At 64.2% G+C, this 21,843-nt stretch carries 15 protein-coding genes, 1 tRNA gene and 1 pseudogene; 9 read left to right on the top strand and 8 right to left on the bottom strand.

Annotation, left to right across the window (positions count from 1 at the left end; genetic code table 11):
- Positions 1 to 192 precede the first annotated feature (192 nt).
- Together PCE31106_RS20590 and PCE31106_RS20585 are read left to right on the top strand one after the other, a co-directional pair.
- On the top strand, positions 193 to 2,199 hold the full coding sequence (locus tag PCE31106_RS20590; protein WP_150564544.1) for a DUF2849 domain-containing protein: 2,007 nt from the start codon (positions 193 to 195) through the stop codon (positions 2,197 to 2,199).
- On the top strand, positions 2,189 to 2,665 hold the full coding sequence (locus PCE31106_RS20585) for a DUF934 domain-containing protein (protein WP_017233357.1): 477 nt from the start codon (positions 2,189 to 2,191) through the stop codon (positions 2,663 to 2,665). The genes PCE31106_RS20590 and PCE31106_RS20585 overlap by 11 nt, the downstream gene beginning before the upstream one ends.
- Before the next feature lie 222 nt (positions 2,666 to 2,887).
- Here PCE31106_RS20585 and PCE31106_RS20580 read toward each other — a convergent pair.
- Positions 2,888 to 2,964: transfer RNA gene (locus PCE31106_RS20580), tRNA-Pro, on the bottom strand.
- A 234-nt stretch (positions 2,965 to 3,198) separates the two neighbouring features.
- Here PCE31106_RS20580 and PCE31106_RS20575 point away from each other — a divergent pair.
- Entirely contained in the window at positions 3,199 to 4,887 is a 1,689-nt protein-coding gene (locus PCE31106_RS20575) for an AMP-binding protein (RefSeq protein ID WP_150564543.1), read from the top strand.
- A gap of 54 nt (positions 4,888 to 4,941) precedes the next feature.
- On the opposite strand, the gene PCE31106_RS20570 is transcribed toward PCE31106_RS20575, so the two are convergent.
- Complete coding sequence (locus tag PCE31106_RS20570; protein WP_150564542.1) at positions 4,942 to 5,715, bottom strand: sulfite exporter TauE/SafE family protein; 774 nt, start codon at positions 5,713 to 5,715, stop codon at positions 4,942 to 4,944.
- Between the two features lie 260 nt (positions 5,716 to 5,975).
- Between PCE31106_RS20570 and gshA the strand changes: the two genes are divergently transcribed.
- Positions 5,976 to 7,550: a glutamate--cysteine ligase gene (gene gshA, locus PCE31106_RS20565; protein WP_302476067.1), complete on the top strand. Its 1,575-nt coding sequence runs from the start codon at positions 5,976 to 5,978 to the stop codon at positions 7,548 to 7,550.
- A gap of 84 nt (positions 7,551 to 7,634) precedes the next feature.
- Here gshA and PCE31106_RS20560 read toward each other — a convergent pair whose 3' ends face one another.
- The 4 genes from PCE31106_RS20560 to PCE31106_RS20545 all read right to left on the bottom strand — a co-directional run bounded on the left by PCE31106_RS20560 (position 7,635) and on the right by PCE31106_RS20545 (position 11,956).
- On the bottom strand, positions 7,635 to 7,958 hold the full coding sequence (locus tag PCE31106_RS20560) for an AzlD domain-containing protein (RefSeq protein WP_017233361.1): 324 nt from the start codon (positions 7,956 to 7,958) through the stop codon (positions 7,635 to 7,637).
- Entirely contained in the window at positions 7,955 to 8,668 is a 714-nt protein-coding gene (locus tag PCE31106_RS20555) for an AzlC family ABC transporter permease (protein ID WP_150564540.1), read from the bottom strand. The genes PCE31106_RS20560 and PCE31106_RS20555 overlap by 4 nt, the downstream gene beginning before the upstream one ends.
- 209 nt (positions 8,669 to 8,877) lie before the next feature.
- Positions 8,878 to 11,385 (bottom strand): penicillin-binding protein 1A, encoded by a 2,508-nt coding sequence (locus PCE31106_RS20550; protein WP_083902263.1) that lies wholly within the window; start codon positions 11,383 to 11,385, stop codon positions 8,878 to 8,880.
- A 268-nt stretch (positions 11,386 to 11,653) separates the two neighbouring features.
- Complete coding sequence (locus tag PCE31106_RS20545) at positions 11,654 to 11,956, bottom strand: hypothetical protein (protein WP_017233364.1); 303 nt, start codon at positions 11,954 to 11,956, stop codon at positions 11,654 to 11,656.
- A 213-nt stretch (positions 11,957 to 12,169) separates the two neighbouring features.
- Here PCE31106_RS20545 and PCE31106_RS24650 point away from each other — a divergent pair.
- The 3 genes and pseudogenes from PCE31106_RS24650 to PCE31106_RS20535 form a co-directional block, all read left to right on the top strand.
- A pseudogene (locus tag PCE31106_RS24650) lies at positions 12,170 to 12,703 on the top strand (Tar ligand binding domain-containing protein); the annotation flags it as partial.
- Positions 12,704 to 12,712: 9 nt separating this feature from the next.
- On the top strand, positions 12,713 to 13,792 hold the full coding sequence (locus PCE31106_RS20540; protein ID WP_437343838.1) for a methyl-accepting chemotaxis protein: 1,080 nt from the start codon (positions 12,713 to 12,715) through the stop codon (positions 13,790 to 13,792).
- A gap of 131 nt (positions 13,793 to 13,923) precedes the next feature.
- Positions 13,924 to 14,331, top strand: a complete 408-nt coding sequence (locus tag PCE31106_RS20535; protein ID WP_130026236.1) for a hypothetical protein — start codon at positions 13,924 to 13,926, stop codon at positions 14,329 to 14,331.
- Between the two features lie 114 nt (positions 14,332 to 14,445).
- Here the strand turns inward: PCE31106_RS20535 and PCE31106_RS20530 are convergent, their stop codons facing one another.
- Positions 14,446 to 16,170 (bottom strand): NADPH-dependent assimilatory sulfite reductase hemoprotein subunit, encoded by a 1,725-nt coding sequence (locus PCE31106_RS20530; protein WP_017233367.1) that lies wholly within the window; start codon positions 16,168 to 16,170, stop codon positions 14,446 to 14,448.
- Positions 16,171 to 16,259: 89 nt separating this feature from the next.
- On the bottom strand, positions 16,260 to 18,101 hold the full coding sequence (locus PCE31106_RS20525) for an assimilatory sulfite reductase (NADPH) flavoprotein subunit (protein WP_150564538.1): 1,842 nt from the start codon (positions 18,099 to 18,101) through the stop codon (positions 16,260 to 16,262).
- Positions 18,102 to 18,504: 403 nt separating this feature from the next.
- Between PCE31106_RS20525 and PCE31106_RS20520 the strand changes: the two genes are divergently transcribed.
- Positions 18,505 to 21,366 (top strand): 2-oxoglutarate dehydrogenase E1 component, encoded by a 2,862-nt coding sequence (locus PCE31106_RS20520; RefSeq protein WP_150564537.1) that lies wholly within the window; start codon positions 18,505 to 18,507, stop codon positions 21,364 to 21,366.
- A 90-nt stretch (positions 21,367 to 21,456) separates the two neighbouring features.
- Positions 21,457 to 21,843, top strand: a 387-nt coding sequence (locus PCE31106_RS20515) for a biotin/lipoyl-containing protein (RefSeq protein ID WP_302476065.1), incomplete at its 3' end; no start/stop codon positions are given.

Here is a 21,843-nt window from a genome sequence, read left to right as displayed (position 1 = left end):
TGGCCCTTGGGGGCGTGCATGCCTAGGCGGGCTGTCGTCGGCCCGGTCAGGGCCGGCGGGGCGGCCGAGTCCAAACAACATCCCGTAATGTCTACATAACTAGTAAATGGTCGTATCTTCGCGCGCGTCTTGATAGCCTGCGGGTCGAATCGCGAGTTGCGACCAAATGATGACAAGCATTGAGAGCGTTGAATGAATGCAGGCAATCTGATTTCGGCAAACCGGCTGCAAGACGGCCTGGTCGTTTGGCTGGACAAGCAGCATAACTGGGTCGATGACCTGGCGCAGGCACACGTGTTCGACGCGCAGGAACTCGAGCCGGCGCAAGCGGCTGCGAAAAGCGCGCTGGCCGCCAATCTGATCGTCGATCCCATGCCGCGCCCGGCGCAACTGAGCGACGCCGGCCCGGTGCCGGAAGATTTCCGGGAACAACTGCGCTCGCGCGGGCCGTCGGTGCGTGAAGATTTGGGCAAGCAGGCCGAGCAGGGCGGTGAGCCGACGGCGCTGGCGCATGCGCCGGCATTGACCGTTGCCCCGGAGCACGCCGGCATCTATCGCTATGACCCGTCCGAGCGCGAGTTCCTCAAGGACCGCGCCAACGAGTTCGGTCAGAAGGTGGCGCGACGTCTGTCCGGCGAGCTCAGCGAAGACGATTTCAAGGTCTATCGCCTGATGAACGGCCTGTACCTGCAACTGCACGGTTACATGTTGCGCGTTGCCATTCCGTACGGAACGCTGAGCGGCATTCAGATGCGTCAGCTCGCCTATGTGGCGACCCGCTACGACAAGGGCTACGGCCACTTCACCACGCGCCAGAACCTTCAGTTCAACTGGCCGACGCTCTCCGACTCGCCCGAAATCCTGTCGGCGTTGGCCGACGTGGACCTGCACGCCATCCAGACGAGCGGCAACTGCATTCGCAACGTGACGACCGACCAGTTCGCCGGCGCCGCGAAGGACGAAGTCCTCGACCCGCGCGTGTATGCCGAGATCTTGCGTCAATGGTCGACCGACCATCCGGAATTCACCTATCTGCCGCGCAAGTTCAAGATCGCGATCACGGGTGGCCAGGCCGACCGTGCCGCCGTGCGCTTTCACGACATTGGCATTCTGGCGCGTACCAACGATCGTGGCGAAGTGGGATTCCAGATCTACGCGGGCGGTGGCTTGGGACGCACGCCGATCGTCGGCACGCTTGTGCGCGAGTGGTTGCCCGAAGCGGATCTGTTGCGTTTCGTCGAGGCGATCCTGCGGGTGTACAACGCGCTGGGTCGACGTGACAACATCTATAAGGCGCGCATCAAGATCCTCATCAAGGAAATGCAGCCCGCGAAGTTCATCGAGATGATCGAGGAAGAGTTCGCGCGCATTGCGCTCACGCATCGGCCGTTGGGCGATGCCGTCGTCGAGGGGATTCGCGAGCGTTTCATTGTGCCCGAGTTCGAGACGCTGCCGAGCGAGTCGACGGCGTTTGCGCAATCGTACGAGCGCGATATCGCGTTCCGTCACTGGGTCGATACCTGCACGCACGAGCACAAGGTGCCCGGCTATATCAGTGCGGTCGTCTCGCTCAAGCCGGCCGGCGGTATTCCGGGTGACGCCAGTGCGCAGGAGATGCTGGTGCTGGCCGATCTGGCGGAGCAATATTCGTTCAACGAGCTGCGCGTCACGCACGAACAGAACCTGGTGCTGCCGCACGTCAAGCGTGACGAACTGTATGCGCTGTGGTCGCGCCTGAAGGCGGCCGGTCTGGCGACGGCCAACATCGGGCTGATTTCGGATGCGATCGCTTGCCCGGGCCTGGATTACTGCGCGCTCGCCAATGCGCGTTCGGTACCGGTGGCGCAACGCATTGCGCTGCGGTTCTCCGAAGCGCAGCAACGCGATATCGGGCCGGTGACGCTCAATGTGTCCGGCTGCATCAACGCCTGCGCGCATCACCACGTCGCGCACATCGGCATTCTCGGTGTCGACAAGGCGGGCAAGGAGAACTATCAGATCACGCTGGGCGGCTCGGCCGACGAGAATGCCGCGGTCGGCAAGATTCTCGGCCCGGGCGTCAGCTATGAGGACGTGCCGCAGGTGATCGAGAACATTCTCGGACGATATCTCTCGTTGCGAAACGAGGGCGAGCGCTTCATCGATACGCTCGGACGCGTTGGGGCAGAAGAATTCAAGGGAGCTTTGAATGTTGATTGATCGAAACGGACTGCCGGCGGCAGACGTCTGGACTTATCACGGCGCCGACGCGTCGGCCACGGCGGCGCTGCCGGGCAACAAGGACGTGTTGCCGCTCGACGCCTGGCTTGCCGCGAACGAGAAGGGCGTGGCGCCGGCCGGTGTGCGCGTGCAGGGGCACGACGATGCGGCACGTATTGCGCCGCTGTTGCCGCAACTCGACCTGATCGTGATCGAATTCCCGAAGACGCGCGACGGGCGGGGATTCACGCTGGCGAAACTGCTGCGGGACAAGTGGCAATTCGAAGGGGCGATTCGCGCAGCGGGTCCGTTGCTGCCGGATCAACTGGCGATGTTGTGGGCATGCGGCTTCGATAGCCTGCTGTCGCCGTCGGACGTGCCGACGGCACGCTGGCATGAGGCCGCCCAGGCGGCAGTGGGTCGCGCCTCGCGTCCCCGCACGCTGCTCGAGCGTCTGTCGGCCTGAAGGCCACTCTCTGAAGTTCCTGCGGCCGGCACCGTCCGGCCGCGGTCCTTGATGGCGGACGTGCGCCGCCGTCGAACACCGCAAAATTCACCCCTGCGTAGGACTCCTACGAGACACGCCAAGTCAGATATTGGGCGTCGTCGACTGTCCGGGTGTGCTACACCATCATCGGGTGTCCAAACGACAAAACCCGCACAGTCAATGACTGTGCGGGTTTTAATCTGGTCGGGGCGAGAGGATTTGAACCTCCGACCACCTGCACCCCATGCAGGTACGCTACCAGGCTGCGCTACGCCCCGTGAGAAATGCGTCGTCTAGATGCATTGCTCGAAAGAAGGCGAGTATAGCAGAGCTTCGCTCGGGAAAGAAAGAGGACGTGCGTGTCGTACGCATATTTTTTTGCATCCGGCGCGCGCAACGCGACGTCTACCGTTGGCGAAACCCCATGATGGTTATCCCGAATGTTGCATTCGGAGGGCCACACGATAATGGAATTCTGCCTAATCCTGCCCTTGGGGGCTCGGAGACAAGCGATGCCGCAAATCCTGGGATTCGAGGCCGCGCGCGACCTGCTGCTCGCTCAGCGCGCCCACTACGACGTGGCGTACCGTGATTTCCGTTGGCCCGTCCTCTCGCATTTCAATTGGGCGCTGGATTTCTTCGACCCCCAAGCCCAGGGCAACGACCGTCCGGCCCTCTGGGTCGTCGAAGAAGACGGACGCGAGGCACGGCTGTCATTTACCGAAATGTCGCGGCGCTCCAATCGCGTCGCCAATTTCCTGCGAGCGCAAGGCGTGTCGCGCGGTGACCGCGTGTTGCTCATGCTCCCCAATCAGGTCGAACTCTGGGACCTCATGCTCGCCTGCATGAAACTCGGCGCCGTCATGATTCCCGCGACAACGCTGCTCGCCGCCGGCGACCTTGCCGACCGGCTCGAACGGGGCCGTGTGCGCCACGTCGTCACCACCGCACGCGATGCCGTCAAGTTCGCCGCCTTGCCCGGCGACTACCGGCGCATCGCCGTCGGCGACAACCCGCCCGAAGGATGGACGCCCCTTGCGCCCGCCTATCAAGCCTCAGACCGCTTCACCCCCGACGGTGCCACGCTCGCGACCGATCCATTGCTGCTCTACTTCACGTCCGGGACCACGTCGCGCCCGAAGCTCGTGCTTCACACGCACCAGAGCTATCCGGTCGGCCATCTCGCCACGATGTACTGGCTTGGCCTGCAACCCGGCGATATCCACTGGAACATCAGCTCGCCAGGCTGGGCGAAACACGCGTGGAGCTGCTTTTTCGCGCCGTGGAACGCGGGCGCCACCATCTTCGTCTACAACTTCTCGCGCTTCGATGCGCGTGCCGCGCTGGAGACGGCCACGCGTTGCGGCGTCACGACGTTGTGCGCGCCGCCCACCGTCTGGCGCATGATGATTCAGGAAGATCTCACTCGCCATGCGGTGAAATTCCGTGAACTGATCGGCGCGGGCGAGCCGCTCAATCCCGAAGTGATCGACCAGGTCAAACGCGCCTGGCACATCACGATTCGCGACGGCTATGGTCAGACCGAAACCTGTTGCCAGATCGGCAACTCGCCGGGGCAGCCCGTCAAGGCGGGGTCGATGGGGCGCCCCATGCCAGGCTATCGCGTCGTACTGCTCGATCACGACGGCGCCGAAGCCGACGAAGGCGAAATCGCGCTCGTGTTGTCGTCACGCCCGACGGGTTTGATGCAAGGCTACGAGGACGACAGCGAGAAGACCGCCGACGCCATGCGCGAGGGCTACTACCACACGGGCGACGTGGCGATGCGCGACGAGCACGGCTACTTCACGTACATCGGACGCGCGGACGATGTCTTCAAGGCGTCCGACTATCGCATCAGCCCGTTCGAGCTCGAAAGCGAACTCATCAAGCACCCGGCCGTCGCCGAAGCCGGCGTGGTGCCGAGTCCCGATCCGGTGCGGCTTGCCGTGCCGAAGGCCTTTATCACGCTGCGCACCGGTTTTCACGCCGACGAAAAGCTCGCCCTCGACATCCTGCGCTTCTGCCGCGATCACCTCGCCCCCTACAAACGCATCCGACGCATCGAGTTCTGCGATCTGCCGAAGACCATTTCCGGAAAGATTCGCCGCGTCGAATTGCGGCGTACGGAAGCGGGGCGCAATCTGGAAAGCCGCCGCGAGATGGAGTTCTGGGACGTCGATTTCAACGATCTCAAGTGATGCCGCGTGGCCCCGGCCTGCATGACCCCGCGAGGGCCCCGCCGAGCGTTGCGCTCAGCGCAGGTGCTGAATCACCAGTTCGGCACCGAGCATGGCGAGACCCACGAAGAAGCACCGGCGGAAGACGGGCGCACTGACGCGCCCTCGCACCCACTGCCCGAAGTACATGCCGCCCAGTGCGGGCGCCAACGCCAGCAGCGACACGCCGATCGCATGGCCGTGGAAGATGCCGTCGCGCGCCAGCCCGGCGGCGAGCGCCACGGTCGACACGGTAAACGACAGGCCGAGCGCCTGCACGAGATCGTCGCGCTCGAGATCAAGCGCCTGGAGGAACGGCACAGCGGGAATGACGAACACCCCGGTCGCCGCCGTGACCAGTCCGGTCACCACACCCATGCCCGCGCCGAGCGCGCTCACGCGCGCGGCTGACCAACGCTTGGGCACATGCAGCCGCACCGCCGCCAGCCCCAATGCCGCATAAACGAGAAGCGCGATGCCCAGCGCCATGCCCGCAACGTTGCCGCCGTTGGCCAGCCATCCGCCACCGGCCCATGTGCCGACGCAGATGCCGACCAGCATCGGCCACAGACGCCCGGCCAGCGCGGCAAAGCGCGGCCCCGCCAGCAATTGCCAGACATTCGTCACGAGCGACGGCACGATCAGGAGCGCCGCGGCCTGCGCCGTCGGCATCGCCAATCCGAGCAGCCCCACGGCCACCGTGGGCAGGCCCAGCCCGATCACGCCTTTGACGAAGCCCGCGAGCACAAAGGTGGCAAGCCCCAGGAGGAGTAGGGGGATGAGGTCGGTGAGGTGTTGAGTATTCATCATGGCGTCAGTATCGATGTGCCATGCTGGAACGCCAATGCGGCATTCGCGCAGGCGGGCTCAGGCAGGCGCTGAGGCTGCGATGTCGGGCCGAGGTGGCGTCCGGCGCGCTTTGGCGTTTTCAGTTATGCTCAGGCCAAATTCACGCCGTGCCAAAGCATCGCGCCAGTCCAGAGGGATGGAAGTTGGAAAAACAGAATCGTCAACACGAACACACCGCACACACCGGGCCGCATGCCGCTCACGCGCCGCTTGATCGGCGCCTGGCGCTCATCATGCAGCCCGATCATCTCGCGCTGCTCGGCGAAGGTCTGTCGGGCATCGAAAGGGAAACCCTGCGCGTCGAAGACAACGGCGCGCTCGCGCTGACGCCGCATCCGCGTGCGCTCGGCTCGGCACTGACCAACGAAGAGATCACCACCGATTATTCGGAATCGCTGCTCGAGTTCATCACGCCGCCGCAGCGCGATGCGGCCGACGTCATCGCCCGCCTGGACGAAATTCATCAGTTCGCCTACCGCAAGCTCGGCACGGAATTGCTATGGAGCGATTCGATGCCGCCCGCGCTGCCGCCGGAAGCAGTGATTCCGATCGCCGACTACGGCACGTCGCACATCGGCAAGCTCAAGCATGTCTATCGCCGCGGCCTCGCGCTGCGCTATGGCAAGCCGATGCAGTGCATCGCAGGCATTCACTACAATTTTTCGCTGGCTGAACCGTTGTGGACATTGTTGCGCGAGCACGAGGGCGCAACGCAGTCCGCACGCGATTATCAGTCGGCGCGCTATGTCGCGCTCATCCGCAATTTCCGTCGCTACAGCTGGCTGCTGATGTACCTGTTCGGTGCGTCGCCGGTGCTGCACGCCGAATTCCTGCGCGGACGCGAGCACGGCCTCGATGCCTTCGACGAAGGCACGCTCGGTCTGCCCTACGCGACCAGCTTGCGCATGAGCGATCTGGGCTACCAGAACAGCGCGCAGTCCGAAGTCTCGCCCTGTTACGACTGCCTGCCCAGCTATATCGACGCGCTTACGCAAGCCGTCAGCCAGCCGCATCCCGCCTACGAGGCGCTCGGCACGCAGCGCGATGGCGAATGGATTCAGCTCTCGACCAATCTCCTGCAAATCGAGAACGAGTTCTACGCCACGATTCGCCCGAAGCGGGTGACGTATAGCGGCGAGCGGCCGGTGCAGGCCCTCTCGCGTCGCGGCGTGCAATACGTGGAAGTCCGTTGTATTGACATCGATCCCTTCCAGCCGGTCGGTATCGACGTCGACACGGCGCGCTTCATCGACGCCTTCCTGCTGTTCTGCGCGCTGGAAGACAGCCCGTCGTGTTCGGACGCCGAGAACCGCGAGAATCGCGACAACTTCGCTCACGTGGTCAAGGAAGGCCGGAAACCGGGGCTCGTGCTGCATCGCGGTGGCGAAGCGATCACGCTGTTCGATTGGGCCGAGACATTGCTCGATCGCATCGACCGGACGGCGGCCGCATTCGACCTGCAGCGTGGCGGAGCGCATTACGCGCATACGATGGCGCTGCAACGTGCCAAGGTGCAGGATGTGTCGCTTACGCCGTCCGCCCGTGTGATGGTCGCGCTCGAACCACTGCGCGGCACGACGGGGGGCGCGTTCCAGGCGTTCGCGCTCGCGCAGAGCCAGCGTCATGCGCAGACGCTGCGCGACATGCCGCTCGATGCGCGCGTTGTCGAGCACTTCGAAGCACTGGCCCGGAAGTCGCTCGACGCCCAAGCCGAACTGGAGCGCACGCAGGTCGGCGACTTCGATGCATTCGTCGCCGATTACCTGGCAGGCACGCTAGGGGCTGCTACCGCTTGAACGACAGTCCGCAGGTACACGAAAAAGCGCCTCATGCGAGGCGCTTTTTTTCATGGACGACGCGAATGACGCGAGCGGTGCCTGTCAGCCCAATACCCCGAGCTGCCACGTAAAAAAGACGGCCAGCCCGACGCCGATGGTGAGCAACTGGTGACGCGTCGCGGCGCAGACGGCGATGGCCACGAGGGCCGCGACGAGTTGCGGATTACGCCACGTCAGCTCGAGACCGTTACCATGCGGCGCCAGCGTCATCGGCACAATGATTGCCGTGAGTACCGTCACAGGGACGAACGACAACGCCTCGCGCAGCCACTCGGGAAACCGCACGCGGTCGCCCAGCAGGAAGATCCCGGCCTTGACGGCAAACGTGACGGCGGCCATGCCGCCAATCGCCACGACATAATTCATTGGGCACCCCCGCGACGCTTCGCGTGCAGCGCCAGCATGCCCGACGCAATGCCGAGCGCCACTGCCACGAGCAAACCGAGCTTGTATGGCAAACCGTGACACAGGTACGCGGCCACCCCGGCGACGATCGTCGCAATAGCCCACGGCATGCGGGCCATCTGCGGCACGATGATCGCGATGAACGTAGCGACCATCGCGAAGTCGAGGCCCAGCGTTTGTAGACGCGGAAACGCGGCGCCGAACAGCAACCCGGCAAGCGTCCACACTTGCCAATTCATGTACATCGACAGACCTGAGCCCAGGAAGTACCAGTGGCCCATCGGATCGTCGGGGTGGCGATGGAAATGGCTACTGGTCACCGCGAACGTCTCGTCCGTCAGCAGGAATCCCAGCAGGGCACGCCACTGCAAATTCAGATGCCCCACATGCGGCAACAGGTTGGCCGCATACAGCATGTGTCGCAGATTCACGATCAACGTCGTTGCCCACAGCACGAGATAGCCCACGCCCGTCGCGAAAAGGCCGGCGGCGATGAACTGACTGGATCCGGCGAAAACGGTGAGCGACATGAGCTGGCCGTGCCACGTCGCCAGCGGTGTGGTCGCCACCAGGGCACCGAAGATCAGGCCGAACGGGGCCGCGCCGACGATCATCGGCAGGGTGTCACGGGCACCTGCGGCAAAACTAGCCGCACGGGTCGGAGCCAGCATGGAGGCGCTTTCCTGAAGGTAAAGAGTTGAAGACGGGAACAGGCGAAGGCGTGAGCATAGCCGCTATATCGGGCCGCACGCTTGTACGTTCTTGCGCTTTGGGCCTGAAGGCGGCTCGACAGTGAAAAACGGCCACCCGTTGGGTGGCCGCGCATTGTGGCGGTGCGGGCCCACGTCAGCCGCTTGCGCGGGCTGACGTGGACCAAGCGTCATGGGTGCTTGAACATGTCGAGAATGCGCGCTTTCTCGCGAGCGTCGACACCGCCCGGTGACGGGGGCTGACCCTCGGCGGGCGGCGGGGCGGCAGGCGAGGGCGAATTGCTCCCGAAGAACGGCAACGAGAATCCGCTGCTGCTGTCGTCGATCCCGATGCTCGCGACAAACCCGTTGCCCGGCATTTTGCTGGACTCATAAAGCTCGCCGTTCACAACGCTGACCCCTTCGGGCATCGCCATTTGTTGCTCAGGCACGCCGTTGAGCGCCACGCCCATGTACTTGGTCCACACCGGCAACGCCAATTGCGCGCCGAATTCACGGCTACCGAGCGTCTTGGGTTGGTCAAAGCCGAGCCATGCCACGGCAACGAGCGAGTGCTGGTAACCGGCGAACCAGCCGTCGAGGGCATCGTTGGTCGTGCCGGTCTTGCCAGCCAGATCGGTGCGCTTGAGCACGTTCGTGCCCGCGCCGGTGCCGCGTTGCGCCACCGATTGCAGCAGGCTGTTCATGATGTACGCGTTCGGCGCGGAAATCGCGCGGGCGGCGTTTACCCCGGCGACCACCGGCGTGGCCTTGTTGAGCAAGTTGCCGCGCGCGTCGCGAATCTCGCTGATCAGGTACGGGGCGACGCGATACCCGCCGTTCGCGAACACCGCGTAGGCGCCGGCCAGTTGCAGCGGTGTGGTCTGCCCGGCGCCCAGCGCCATCGGCAGATACGGCGGCACCTTGTCGGCGTCGAAGCCGAAGCGCGTGGCGTAATCCTGGGTGTACTGCGTGCCGGCAAACTGCAGCAGACGAATCGCCACAAGGTTCTTCGAGCGTTGCAGCCCTTCGCGCACCGTCATTGGGCCGCTGAAAGCGTCGTCGTCATGCGGATCCCACGCCTGCCCGCCGGTCTGCGCGGGCGGCAGGTTGAGCGGGCCGTCCATCACCATCGTCGCCGGGCTCACGCCTTTCTCGATGGCTGCCGAGTACACCACCGGCTTGAACGTCGAGCCCGGCTGACGCCATGCCTGCGTTGCCCGGTTGAACTTGCTCTGATTGAAGTCGAAGCCGCCGACCAGCGCGCGGATGGCGCCGTCGTCCGGCGAGAGCGAGACGAGCGAGCCTTGCACTTCCGGCAACTGCGTGATGCGCCACTTGCCGCGTGCATCTTTCATCACACGGATGATCGCGCCCGGACGGATGCGGATCTTTTCGCTGGCCTTCGCCGAGAGTGCCGACGCGGCAAAGCCGATACCGTCGCCGTTGACGACCACCGTATCGCCCGAGAGCGGCACGGCCGTGACCTGAGACGTGCTGGCGGCCACCACCACGGCGGCGACCAGATCGCCGTTGTCGGGATGTTCGAGCAGCGTGTCTTCGATCGCCTGCTGACGATCGGGCATCGCGGCGGGCAGTTCCACGAAACCCTCGGGACCCCGATACGCATGACGCCGCTCGTAGTCGAGCACGCCCATGCGCACGGCTTCGTACGCGGCCTGCTGCTTCTTCGAGTCGAGCGTCGTGATGACGGTCAGGCCGCGGGTGTAGGTGTCTTCCTTGTATTCGTCGTACACGGCCTGACGCACCATTTCGGCGACGTACTCGGCATGCACGTTGTACTCGTTGCCGGACGTGCGCGTGCGGATCGACTCGTGCAGGGCGTCTTCGTACTGACTGCGCGAAATGTAGCCCAGATCGAGCATGCGCTTGAGAATGTATTCTTGACGAATCTTCGCGCGTTTCGGATTGACGATCGGGTTGTAGGCCGAAGGCGCCTTGGGCAGGCCAGCCAGCATGGCCGCCTCGCCGAGCGTGATGTCCTTCAGATCCTTGCCGAAATAAATGCGTGCAGCGCTCGCGAAGCCGTAGGCGCGTTGCCCCAGATAGATCTGGTTCATGTACAGCTCGAGAATCTTGTCCTTGGACAACGCCGACTCGATCTTGTACGCCAGCAGCATTTCGTAGATCTTGCGCGTGGCCGTCTTCTCGCGCGAGAGGAAGAAGTTGCGCGCGACCTGCATCGTGATCGTACTGGCGCCCTGCGCGGCTCCGCCGTGCAGTACGTCTGAAACACCAGCACGCAGAATGCCGATAAAGTCGACGCCGCCGTGATCGTAGAACCGATAGTCCTCGATCGCGAGCACGGCCTTCTTCATGACGTCCGGAATCTGATCGATGGTGACCAGGCTGCGGCGCTCTTCGCCGAATTCGCCGATCAGCACGTTATCGGACGTATAGACCCGCAGCGGTACCTTCGGCCGGTAATCGGTGATGACGTCCAGCGGCGGCAGGTTCGGGCGCATGACGATCAGCGCATAGCCAACGAGCAGCGCGCCCACGAGCGCCAAGCCTACCAAAGTGGTAAAGATGACGGCGAGCGTGCCGAAACCGCGTTGACGACCTGGGGCGAGCTGCGAGGCGGCGTGTGCAGACGGCGCCTGGGGCGTGACGACGGGGGACTTGGGAGGCGCCGAATGAGACGGCGCACGAGGCGGCAAACAATGCTTCAAGGACATACCCAACGAAAATTGCAGGATGGGAACAGGCCGGCCGGCCTAGCGCTGCGTGGATCCCCGCCGCGCGGCGAAATCGGAGCAGTATGCCACGCCCGGCGCGAACACGCGCGTTTCGGGCGCTCACCCACTCGCCAACGACAATCACGGTGCGCTTCGGCGATCCTGTGCGGGGTCGGCGCACCCAGCGCACCGCTCACCCGCCAGGCCGCACCATACCACGCTAACCGGGGACTCGCCCGATGTGTGACATCGGGCGGGCGATACAACGTCAACCCAAGCGTTTGAGAAAGACCGTCATTTCCTTTTCCGCCTGACGGTCCCCGTGCGCCTGTGCGGCGGCAATCCCACGCGTCCACGCGTCGCGGGCACCCTCGCGATCGCCCGCGCCGTGTCGCGCTTTCCCCAACAGCTTCCACGCGGCCGTGTAGGCCGGATCGAACGCCACGCAACGGGTCAGGTGATCGGCCGCGACCGGGAAGTTCTGCGCATCCAGATAGGCCTTGCCGAGCCCGAAACGCAACAGCGCGTTGTCTTTGCCGGCCGCCAACAGCTTTTCGAGTCCCTCGATCATAATTCGAATATATCGGATGAATATATAAAAAATGTCATAAGATCATGCCCGGTTCCCACGCCATCGGCTTGGCGCGCGAAAGGCTCGGAAAGAGGCTCGTATACCCGCAGGACGCTCAAGTCGGGTGCTTGCCACGCCGATGACATAAATAATACCGGCCCGACAGAGGTCGTACAGGGACCCGAACCCACGACACAAGACGGAGACGACAGTATGTTGCGTAGCTTTTCCATCAAGGCGCGCCTCGGGATGACGATGGCGCTGTTGGCGGCGTTACTGATTCTGTTGGGCGCGCTCGGCATTGCGGGTATGACGCGCACGGGCAACGCGCTTCGCGAGACGTACGCCAATCACCTCACCGCCACGGTGGCGCTCGGCAAGGACAACGCCACGCTGGCGCGCACCCGCGCCATTCTCGATCGCGTGGTGCTGCATCCGGAATCGCCGGATGGGGACAAGATTGCCACACGTGCACGCGGCATGATCAAGGACGCGAATGCGGCATGGGCCGCCTATCAGGCGTTGCCGCGCGGCCCCGAAGAACAGCGGATGGCCGACGAGGTCGCCGCCCGGCGCGCCACCTTCTTCGAGCAGGGCATGAATCCGATGCTCACCGCCATCGACGCGCGCGATCGTACGGCCATGGACGAGATCACGATGAACGTGCTGCCCAAGCGTTACGCCGAGCTTACGAAGGCCAGCGACGCGCTGGCCGCGTACAAGCTGAAGCTCGGGCACGACACGTACGAAGCGTCGATGGCGGAGCTGGCGGCATTCCGCTGGCTGAGCATCGGCGCAACGGCGCTGGGCGTGCTCATGGCCATCGCCTGCTACTTCTCGCTGCGCGGCGCGATCATGCGGCCGCTTGGCGAAGCACTGGCACATTTCGAGCACATATCGGCAGGACAACTCGACAATCCGGTGCACGCGCGCGGCAAGGACGAAATGTCGATGCTCATGCGCGGTCTCGAGGCGATGCAGTCGCGTCTCGCGGACACGATTCGCGGCGTGCGCCGCAGTTGCGATGCGATGGCGACCGCCACGGCCGAAATCTCGGCGGGCAATACCGACCTGTCGGCGCGCACCGAAGAGCAGGCCGCCTCGCTGGAGGAGACGGCCTCGTCGATGGAGCAACTGACGGCCACGGTCAAGCAGAACGCCGACAACGCACGTCAGGCGAGCCAACTGGCGGTCAATGCGTCGGATATCGCATCGCGCGGCGGCCAGGTGGTGGCGCGGGTGGTCGACACGATGCAGGGCATCTCGACCAGTTCGTCGCAAGTGGTGGACATCATCGGCGTGATCGACGGGATTGCATTCCAGACCAACATCCTCGCGCTCAACGCTGCCGTGGAAGCGGCCCGTGCCGGCGAGCAGGGCCGCGGGTTCGCCGTGGTGGCGGGCGAGGTGCGCACGCTGGCACAGCGCAGTGCCACGGCCGCGCGCGAGATCAAGGCACTCATCGAAACGTCGGCGCAGAAGGTGGCCGACGGCTCGACGCTGGTGGCCGAAGCGGGGCGCACGATGAACGACATCCTGCAAGCCGTGCAGCGCGTGACGGACATCATGGGGGAGATCTCGGCGGCGTCCGACGAGCAGAGCAGCGGCATCGAGCAGGTGAATCGGGCAGTCACGCAAATGGATGCCGTCACGCAGCAGAATGCCGCGCTGGTGGAGCAAGCGGCGGCGGCGGCCGCGTCGCTGGAAGATCAGACACATACGCTTCGCGAGGAAATGGCGCGATTCCGATTGGGCGACGAAAGTCAGGTGAGCGGCGCGGCAAGACGTCCGGCCTTGCATGCCGTGGAAACATCGCCCCTTTCCCTGGCGGCCTGAGCGGTGTGGCCGGTCACCGCCCGTTAGCTCGATGGGGGCGTGGCGTGGGCATGGAATGGGTGTGTTCGTGGCGGCCGTGGGCCGAACCGGGTAACATTGCCCATCTTTTGCTCAGTTGAGGGTGGCGAAGTATGAAGCGAGTGGCGCTGATGGCAGCGGTGGCCGTGCTGGCCGGGGGAGTGGCAGGGTGTGGCCCGGTCAACCAGATGAGCGTGCCTGATCCGGCCGCGGGACGACTGCTCGATCAGGGGACGGGGGCCGATCGCTTCATGGTGCTCAACTGTATCTATCATGGCTGGAGCGAGCTGTCGCCAAACGTCGAATCGACGTCGTACGCCCGTCAGGGGGCCGACCGTGTGCGTGTCTATCGCGGTCAGGGCGCCGACGGAAAAGCCGTCTACAACCCGTACGTCGACGTCATGCAAGGCGGCTTCGGTGCGCGCTTGCAATACTTCGAAATTCCCGGCAGCCACCTGCCGCGCGACTACGAAAAGACGGTCAGGCGCTGCATGGTGCCGTATTCGGGCAGCAACGACTGACGTTCGGCCGCCTGACGAGGATCGCTCGAGCGCGATCATGAAAAACGCCACGGGAGACCGTGGCGTTTTCGTTGGTGCCGGCGAGTGCCTGCAACGGGGCCGCAATGACGGCGCTCAGCCGTGGAAGTCCTCGCGCGCTTCGACGACTGCCTTGACCACACCCCGACGCACGAGGAAATCACCGAATTTCTCACCGGCATCGCGCATCTTCGCGTATTGCGCGAAGAGCGGCGTGAGTTCGGCCACGATCTGATCTTCGTTGAGCGATTCCTTGTACAGCTTGTTCAAACGCTGCCCGTGGAAACCCGCGCCGAGGTACAGGTTGTACTTGCCGGCCGATTTGCCAACCAGGCCGATCTCGGCGATGTAGGGACGGGCGCAGCCGTTCGGGCAGCCGGTCGTGCGAATGGTGATCGGTTCGCCTGCAAGCCCCGCATCGTCGAGCACCTTCTCGAGTCGCGTGACCAGGCCGGGCAGGGCGCGCTCGCTCTCGGCCAGCGCGAGACCACACGTCGGGAAGCCGACGCAGGCCATCGAGTGGATGCGCAGCGCACTTTGATGCTTGCCGTCGAGCAGGCCGTATTCCTTCACGAGGGCGTCGATCTGCGGCTTGGCGGCGTCGCTCACGCGCCCAATGATCAGGTTCTGGTTGCCGGTGATGCGGTAATCGCCCTGATGCACCTTCGCGATTTCGCGCAGCCCGGTCATCAGGCGGTAGTCGTCCCAATCCTTCACGCGACCGTTCTGGATGAAGAGCGTGAGATGCCAAAGATCGTCCGCGCCCTTGAGCCAGCCATACTGATCGCCGTTGGTCGTGAACGCGAACGCGCGCTCGGGCGCCAGATCCCAACCGAGATACCGGTTGAGGGTTTCCTTGAACCACGCCACGCCGCGGTCGTCGAGGGTGTATTTCAGGCGCGCATGCTTGCGATTGCCGCGGTCGCCGAAGTCGCGTTGCACGAGCAGCACCTTCTCGGCGACGTCGACGATGCGATCGGCCGGCGTATAGCCGATGACGGTCGCCGTGCGCGGGTACGTTGCGGCGTCGCCGTGCGTCATGCCCATGCCGCCACCGACCGTCACGTTGAAGCCTTCGAGCTTGCCGTCGTCGCCCACGATGGCGATAAAGCCCAGGTCGTTGGCGTAGAGGTCGACGTCGTTGTTCGGCGGTATCGCGATGGCGATCTTGAACTTGCGCGGCAGATAGTGCTTGCCGTAGATCGGCTCGTGATCCTCCTTGCCCGCGCCCAGACGCTTGTCGCCCAGCCAGATCTCGCGATACGCCGTGGTCTGCGGCAACAGGTGCCGATCGATCTTCAGGCACCAGTCGAGCGCCTCGGCATGGGCGGGCGAATGGTGCGGATTGTTCGAGACGAGCGTGTTGCGATTGACGTCGCCGCACGCGGCAATGCTCGTCATCGCAACTTCATCGATGCCCTTGATGAGGGGGCGCAACTGGTGCTTGAGCACGTTGTGATACTGCACCGTCTGCCGCGTGGTCAGGCGAATCGTGTTGCCGCCGTACTTCTGGGCGAGATCGTCGAGCTTGAGCCATTGCTCGGGCGTGCACACGCCGCCCGGCATGCGCAGCCGGATCATGAACTGGTAGGCCGGTTCGAGTTTCTGCTTCTGCCGTTCGCTGCGCAGGTCACGGTCATCCTGCATGTAGGAGCCGTGAAACTTCAGCAACTGGGCGTCCTTCTCGAAGATCGCGCCGGTGAGCGGGTCGGCCAGACCTTCGGCGATGGTGCCGCGCAGGTAGTTGCTGGCGTCCTTGATCTTCTCGACTTCGGAGCGCGGCGCCGTCGAGGCGTCGCCGGCTTGCGTGGGTTGCGTCATGGGCTCGGCTCTATCGGTCAGCGCGGGATGCCGCGCGGGTTTTGTCGGGGTGGACGGCGAAACGCGGTCGGAATCCGCGGCATCCGCGATCAGTACACATCGCGCTGATAACGCTTTTCGCGCTGCAACGTCTTCACATACTCGGCGGCGGCGTCCGGCGTCAGCCCCCCGTGTTGCGTCACGATGTCGATGAGCGCGGTGTTCACGTCGCGCGCCATTGCGTCGGCATCGCCACATACGTACAGGTGCGCACCTTCCTGCAACCAGGCATACAGTTCCTTGCCTTGTTCGCGCATGCGGTGCTGTACGTAGACCTTGTCTTGCGTGTCGCGCGAGAACGCGAGGTCGATTTTGGTGAGCGCGCCGTCCTTCACATAGCGTTGCCATTCTCGCTGATAAAGGAAGTCGGTGCGGAAGTTCCGGTCGCCGAAGAAGAGCCAGTTCTTGCCGGGGGCGTCGAGCGCCTGACGTTCCTCGACGAACGCCCGGAATGGGGCAATGCCGGTCCCGGGACCGATCATGATGACCGGCGCGTGGCTATCCTGCGGCAGCTTGAAGTTACGGTTCGCTTCGATATAGATCGGCACCGTCTGTCCTTCGCGGGCGATGTCGGCAAGGTAAGTCGACGCCACGCCGCGACGCGCGCGGCCGTGGCTGTCGTAGCGAACCGCGCCCACGGTGATGTGCACCGCGCCCGGATTGGCGGCCAGACTCGACGCAATCGAGTACAGACGCGGCTGAAGCGTGCGCAGCGTGCCGACGAACTCGGCCGCCTTCACCTTGCGGGCCGGGAACTGGCGCACGACGTCGATCACGTCGCGGCCATGGAGATAGTCGCGCAGTGCCGTTTCGTTGCCCGCGCCAAGCAGCGCCTTCAGTTCGCTGGATTCCGCCAGCGCCGCGTATTTTTCGAGGAACGCGCGCGAGAGCGTTGTGATGTCGTAGGCGCGCAGGAAGGCGTCGCGCAGCGACAGTGTGCGGTCCTGCGTCGTCGTGGTGGCCTGCGGGTCGAGCGCTAACGTGTCGATCAGCGTGTCGACGAGCGCCGCGTCGTTCTGCGCGACCACGCCCAGCGCGTCGCCCGGCTCGTACGTGAGGCCCGAGCCTTCCAGCGAGAGTTCGACGTGATGGACTTCCTTGGAGGAGCCGCGTCCGGAGAGCGTGACGTTCTCGATCACGGCGGCGTCGAATGGATGCTTGCGGCTGTATTGGCTCGATGCGGCGGCCGGTGCGATACCGCTCGCGAGCGCGGCGAGGCTGAAACCTTCCGTCACGCCGGCGCTCTTGCCCGTGGCGGCCGGGGCCGCCACCCGCGACAGCGCTTCGACGGCCTCTTCGATCCAGCGCTCGGCCGGCGCGTCGTAGTCGACGTCGCTGTCGACGCGGGGCACGAGCCGTTGCGCACCCAGCGCGGCCAGCCGTGCGTCGAAGTCCTTGCCGGCCTGGCAGAACTTCTCATAGCTCGAATCGCCCAGGCCGAGGACCGCGAAGCGGGTGCCTTCGAGTTGGGGCGCCTTCGCGCCGTGCAGGAATTCATAGAAGTCGCGCGCATCGTCGGGCGGCTCGCCTTCGCCTTGTGTCGACACGGCAACGAGCAGCAACTTGTCGTTCTTCAGGCGCGAGGCCTTGTAATCCCCCATCGCGAACAGATCGACCTTGAAGCCTGCGGCGACGGCGCGCGCCTTGGCGTGCTCGGCGACTTCCTGGGCGTGCCCGGTCTGCGAGCCATACAGAATCGTCACCGACGGGGCGGCAGGCCCGGCCATTGCCGCGACCGGCGCCGGCGCACCGGCGTGTCGCACAGAGTGATTGATGCCCGCGAGAAACCCTCGCACCCAGGCGAGCTGCTCGCCGGAAAGGCCCTCGACCAGTTGGCTGAGCATCTGGGCTTGCTGAGCGGAAAGCGGTGTCGTCTCTTGCATGTCGTTCATGACTCCAGGGGCCGGACCTGGACGGACGCCTTGGCGGGGCCTACCCGTCGGGCGCCCCCAGACAGACCGGCAAGGGGATACTCACCACGATATCGGCTGGTTATTAGAAATTAAAATAATAAAATTTAATTTTTATATATCCAATTCGCATATGGGCATAAGGCGCAGGCGGGCTGGCGCAGCGCGAACCTGCGACGCATGCTGCGGTTACGCCGCAAGTCCCCGTGCGACGGCTTTCCGGGTCGGTGGGCGCTGGGAAAACGTGCTATGCTCCTCGCCGTGATTTATCAGGTCCTTCCAAGCACCACTTGATTCTCGCAATCCGCTAATCGGTCAGGCCGTGTCGCGGAAGGTTTCGTAACCCGCTATTTCTCGAGACACTCGTAGAAAAGGTGAGCGCAAAATGAGTTTGATGGAACAATTCCAAACGAACTCGTACCTCTTCGGCGGCAATGCCCCCTACGTTGAAGAACTGTACGAATCGTATCTAGACAATCCGGCTTCCGTGCCGGACAACTGGCGCCAGTATTTCGACGCGCTGCAAAACGTTCCCGCTGTTGATGGTTCCAACGCCAACGACGTGGCTCACGCCCCGATCGTGGAGTCGTTCGCCCAGCGCGCCAAGGCCAATGCCTTCGTGCCGCACGCCGGCGCCTCCGACCTGGCCGTGGCCCGCAAGCAGGTGCACGTGCAGTCGCTCGTCGCCGCCTACCGCTTCCTGGGCGCCCGCTGGGCCAATCTGGACCCGCTCAAGCGTCAGGAACGTCCGGCCATTCCGGAACTGGAACCCGCGTTCTACGACCTGACCGAAGCGGATATGGACAGCGTGTACTCGGCCGAGAACACGTACTTCGGTTTCGAACAGGCCAGCCTGCGCGACCTGCTCAAGTCGCTGCGCGACACGTACTGCGGCTCGATCGGCGCCGAGTACATGTACATCAGCGACCCGGTGCAAAAGCGCTGGTGGCAAGAGCGTCTGGAGAAGGTGCGTGCCACGCCCAACTTCACCGCTGAAAAGAAGAAGCACATCCTCGAACGCCTGACCGCCGCTGAAGGCCTCGAGCGTTACCTGCACACCAAGTTCGTCGGCCAGAAGCGCTTCTCGCTCGAAGGCGGCGAATCGTTCATCGTGGCGATGGACGAACTCGTCCACCACGCCGGTGCCAAGGGCGTGCAGGAAATCGTGATCGGTATGGCCCACCGCGGCCGTCTGAACGTGCTGGTCAACACCCTGGGCAAAATGCCGTCGGACCTGTTCGCCGAATTCGAAGGCAAGCACGTCGACGATCTGCCGGCCGGTGACGTGAAGTACCACAAGGGCTTCTCGAGCGACGTTTCGACGGGCGGTGGCCCGGTCCACCTGTCGCTGGCGTTCAACCCGTCGCACCTGGAAATCGTGAACCCGGTGGTCGAAGGCTCGGCCAAGGCACGTATGGACCGTCGTGGCGAAGCCGACGCGGCCAGCGTGCTGCCGGTGCAAGTTCACGGCGACGCCGCATTCGCGGGGCAGGGCGTTGTGATGGAAACGCTGAACCTCGCGCAGACGCGCGGTTATGGCACGCACGGCACGGTGCACATCGTCATCAACAACCAGATCGGCTTCACCACGTCGGATCCGCGTGACGCCCGTTCGACGACATACTGCTCGGACGTGGTCAAGATGATCGAAGCGCCGGTGCTGCACGTGAACGGCGACGATCCGGAAGCGGTCGTGCTGGCCATGCAACTGGCCCTGGACTTCCGTCAGGAGTTCAAGAAAGACGCCGTCGTGGACATCGTTTGCTACCGCAAGCTGGGCCACAACGAGCAGGACACGCCGGCGGTCACGCAGCCGCTGATGTACAAGAAGATTGCCCAACACCCGGGCACGCGCGCGCTGTACGTCGAGAAGCTGGTCACGCAAGGCGTGATTACGGCCGAAGAGGGCAATGCCTTCGTCGCGGCCTACCGCAAGGCCATGGACGACGGCCACCACACCGTCGACCCGGTGCTCTCGAACTACAAGAGCAAGTACGCGGTCGACTGGGTGCCGTTCCTGAACAAGAAGTGGACCGATGCCGGCGATACGGCCGTGCCGCTGAACGAACTCAAGCGTCTGGCCGAGCGCATCACCACGATCCCGGCGAACTTCAAGGTTCACCCGCTCGTCGAGAAGGTCATCAACGACCGTCGCAAGATGGGCGCGGGCGAGCAGCCGCTCGACTGGGGCATGGGCGAGCATCTGGCCTTCGCCTCGCTGGTCTCGTCGGGCTTCGCTGTGCGCCTGACCGGTCAGGATTCGGGCCGCGGCACGTTCACGCACCGCCACTCGGTGCTGCATGACCAGAACCGCGAGCGTTGGAACGACGGCACCTACGTGCCGCTGCAACACGTGGCCGACGGTCAGGCCACCTTCACGGTGATCGACTCGGTGCTCTCCGAAGAAGCCGTGGTGGGCTTTGAGTACGGTTACTCGACGGCCGAGCCGAACACGATGGTGCTGTGGGAAGGCCAGTTCGGCGACTTCGCCAACGGTGCGCAGGTCGTGATCGACCAGTTCATCTCGAGCGGCGAAGTGAAGTGGGGCCGCGTGTCGGGCCTGACGATGCTGCTGCCGCATGGCTACGAAGGCCAGGGTCCGGAGCACTCGTCGGCGCGTATCGAACGCTACCTGCAACTGTGCGCCGACACGAACATGCAAGTGGTCCAGCCGACCACGCCGGCACAGATCTTCCACCTGCTGCGTCGTCAGATGATCCGCCAGCTGCGCAAGCCGCTGATCGTGTTCACGCCGAAGTCGCTGCTGCGCCACAAGGAAGCCGTGAGCGACCTGTCGGAACTCGCCAAGGGCGGCTTCCAGACGGTGATCGGCGAAACCGATGCTTCGATCGACGCCAAGAAGGTCAAGCGTGTCGTCGCCTGCTCGGGCCGCCTGTACTACGACCTGATCGCTCGCCGTCGTGAAGACAAGTCGACCGACGTTGCGATCGTGCGTGTGGAACAGCTCTACCCGTTCCCGCACAAGGCGTTCGAGAACGAACTGAAGAAATACGAAAACCTTACCGAAGTGGTGTGGGCCCAGGACGAGCCGCAAAATCAAGGTCCGTGGTTCTACATCGAACACCACCTGATCGAAAGCATGAGCGCCGGTCAGAAGCTGGCTTACGCGGGTCGCGCGGCTTCGGCCTCGCCTGCCGCGGGCTACTACGCCAAGCACTACGAACAGCTCAAGCAGCTGCTCGATACGGCTTTCGGTCGCCTCAAGGGCGCGACCGTGGTGCAGTAACCGGTTAGGTCTTACAGCGGTCGTCCTCCCCCTGGGGACGGCCGCTGCCGTATTTCCGAATTGAACGTTTATCGAATCCAGGATCCAGAAATGGCCATTGTTGAAATCAAAGTCCCCCAATTCTCCGAGTCGGTTTCTGAAGGCACGCTGCTCGACTGGAAGAAGAAAGTCGGCGAAGCCATCGCCCAAGATGAAACCGTGATCGAAGTCGAAACCGACAAGGTCGTGCTGGAAGTGCCGGCGCCCGCCGCCGGCGTGCTCGTCGAAGTGAGCGCCGCCGCCGGCGACACCGTGACGTCCGAGCAAATCATCGCGAAGATCGACACGGACGCCAAGGCAGGCGCCGCCGCACCGGTCGCTGCCAAGCCGGCAGAAGCCGCCGCGCCGGCCGCTGCCGCCTCGAGCGCGGCGCCCGCCGCCGGTGGCGCATCGGGTGGCATCGCCAGCCCGGCCGCTGCCAAGGTGCTGGCTGAGAAG

The sequence above is a fragment of the Pandoraea cepalis genome (assembly GCF_902459665.1).
Lineage (GTDB): Bacteria > Pseudomonadota > Gammaproteobacteria > Burkholderiales > Burkholderiaceae > Pandoraea > Pandoraea cepalis.
The sequence above is the reverse complement of the archived record's forward strand: the minus strand, read 5'-3'. Positions and strand labels throughout refer to the sequence as shown.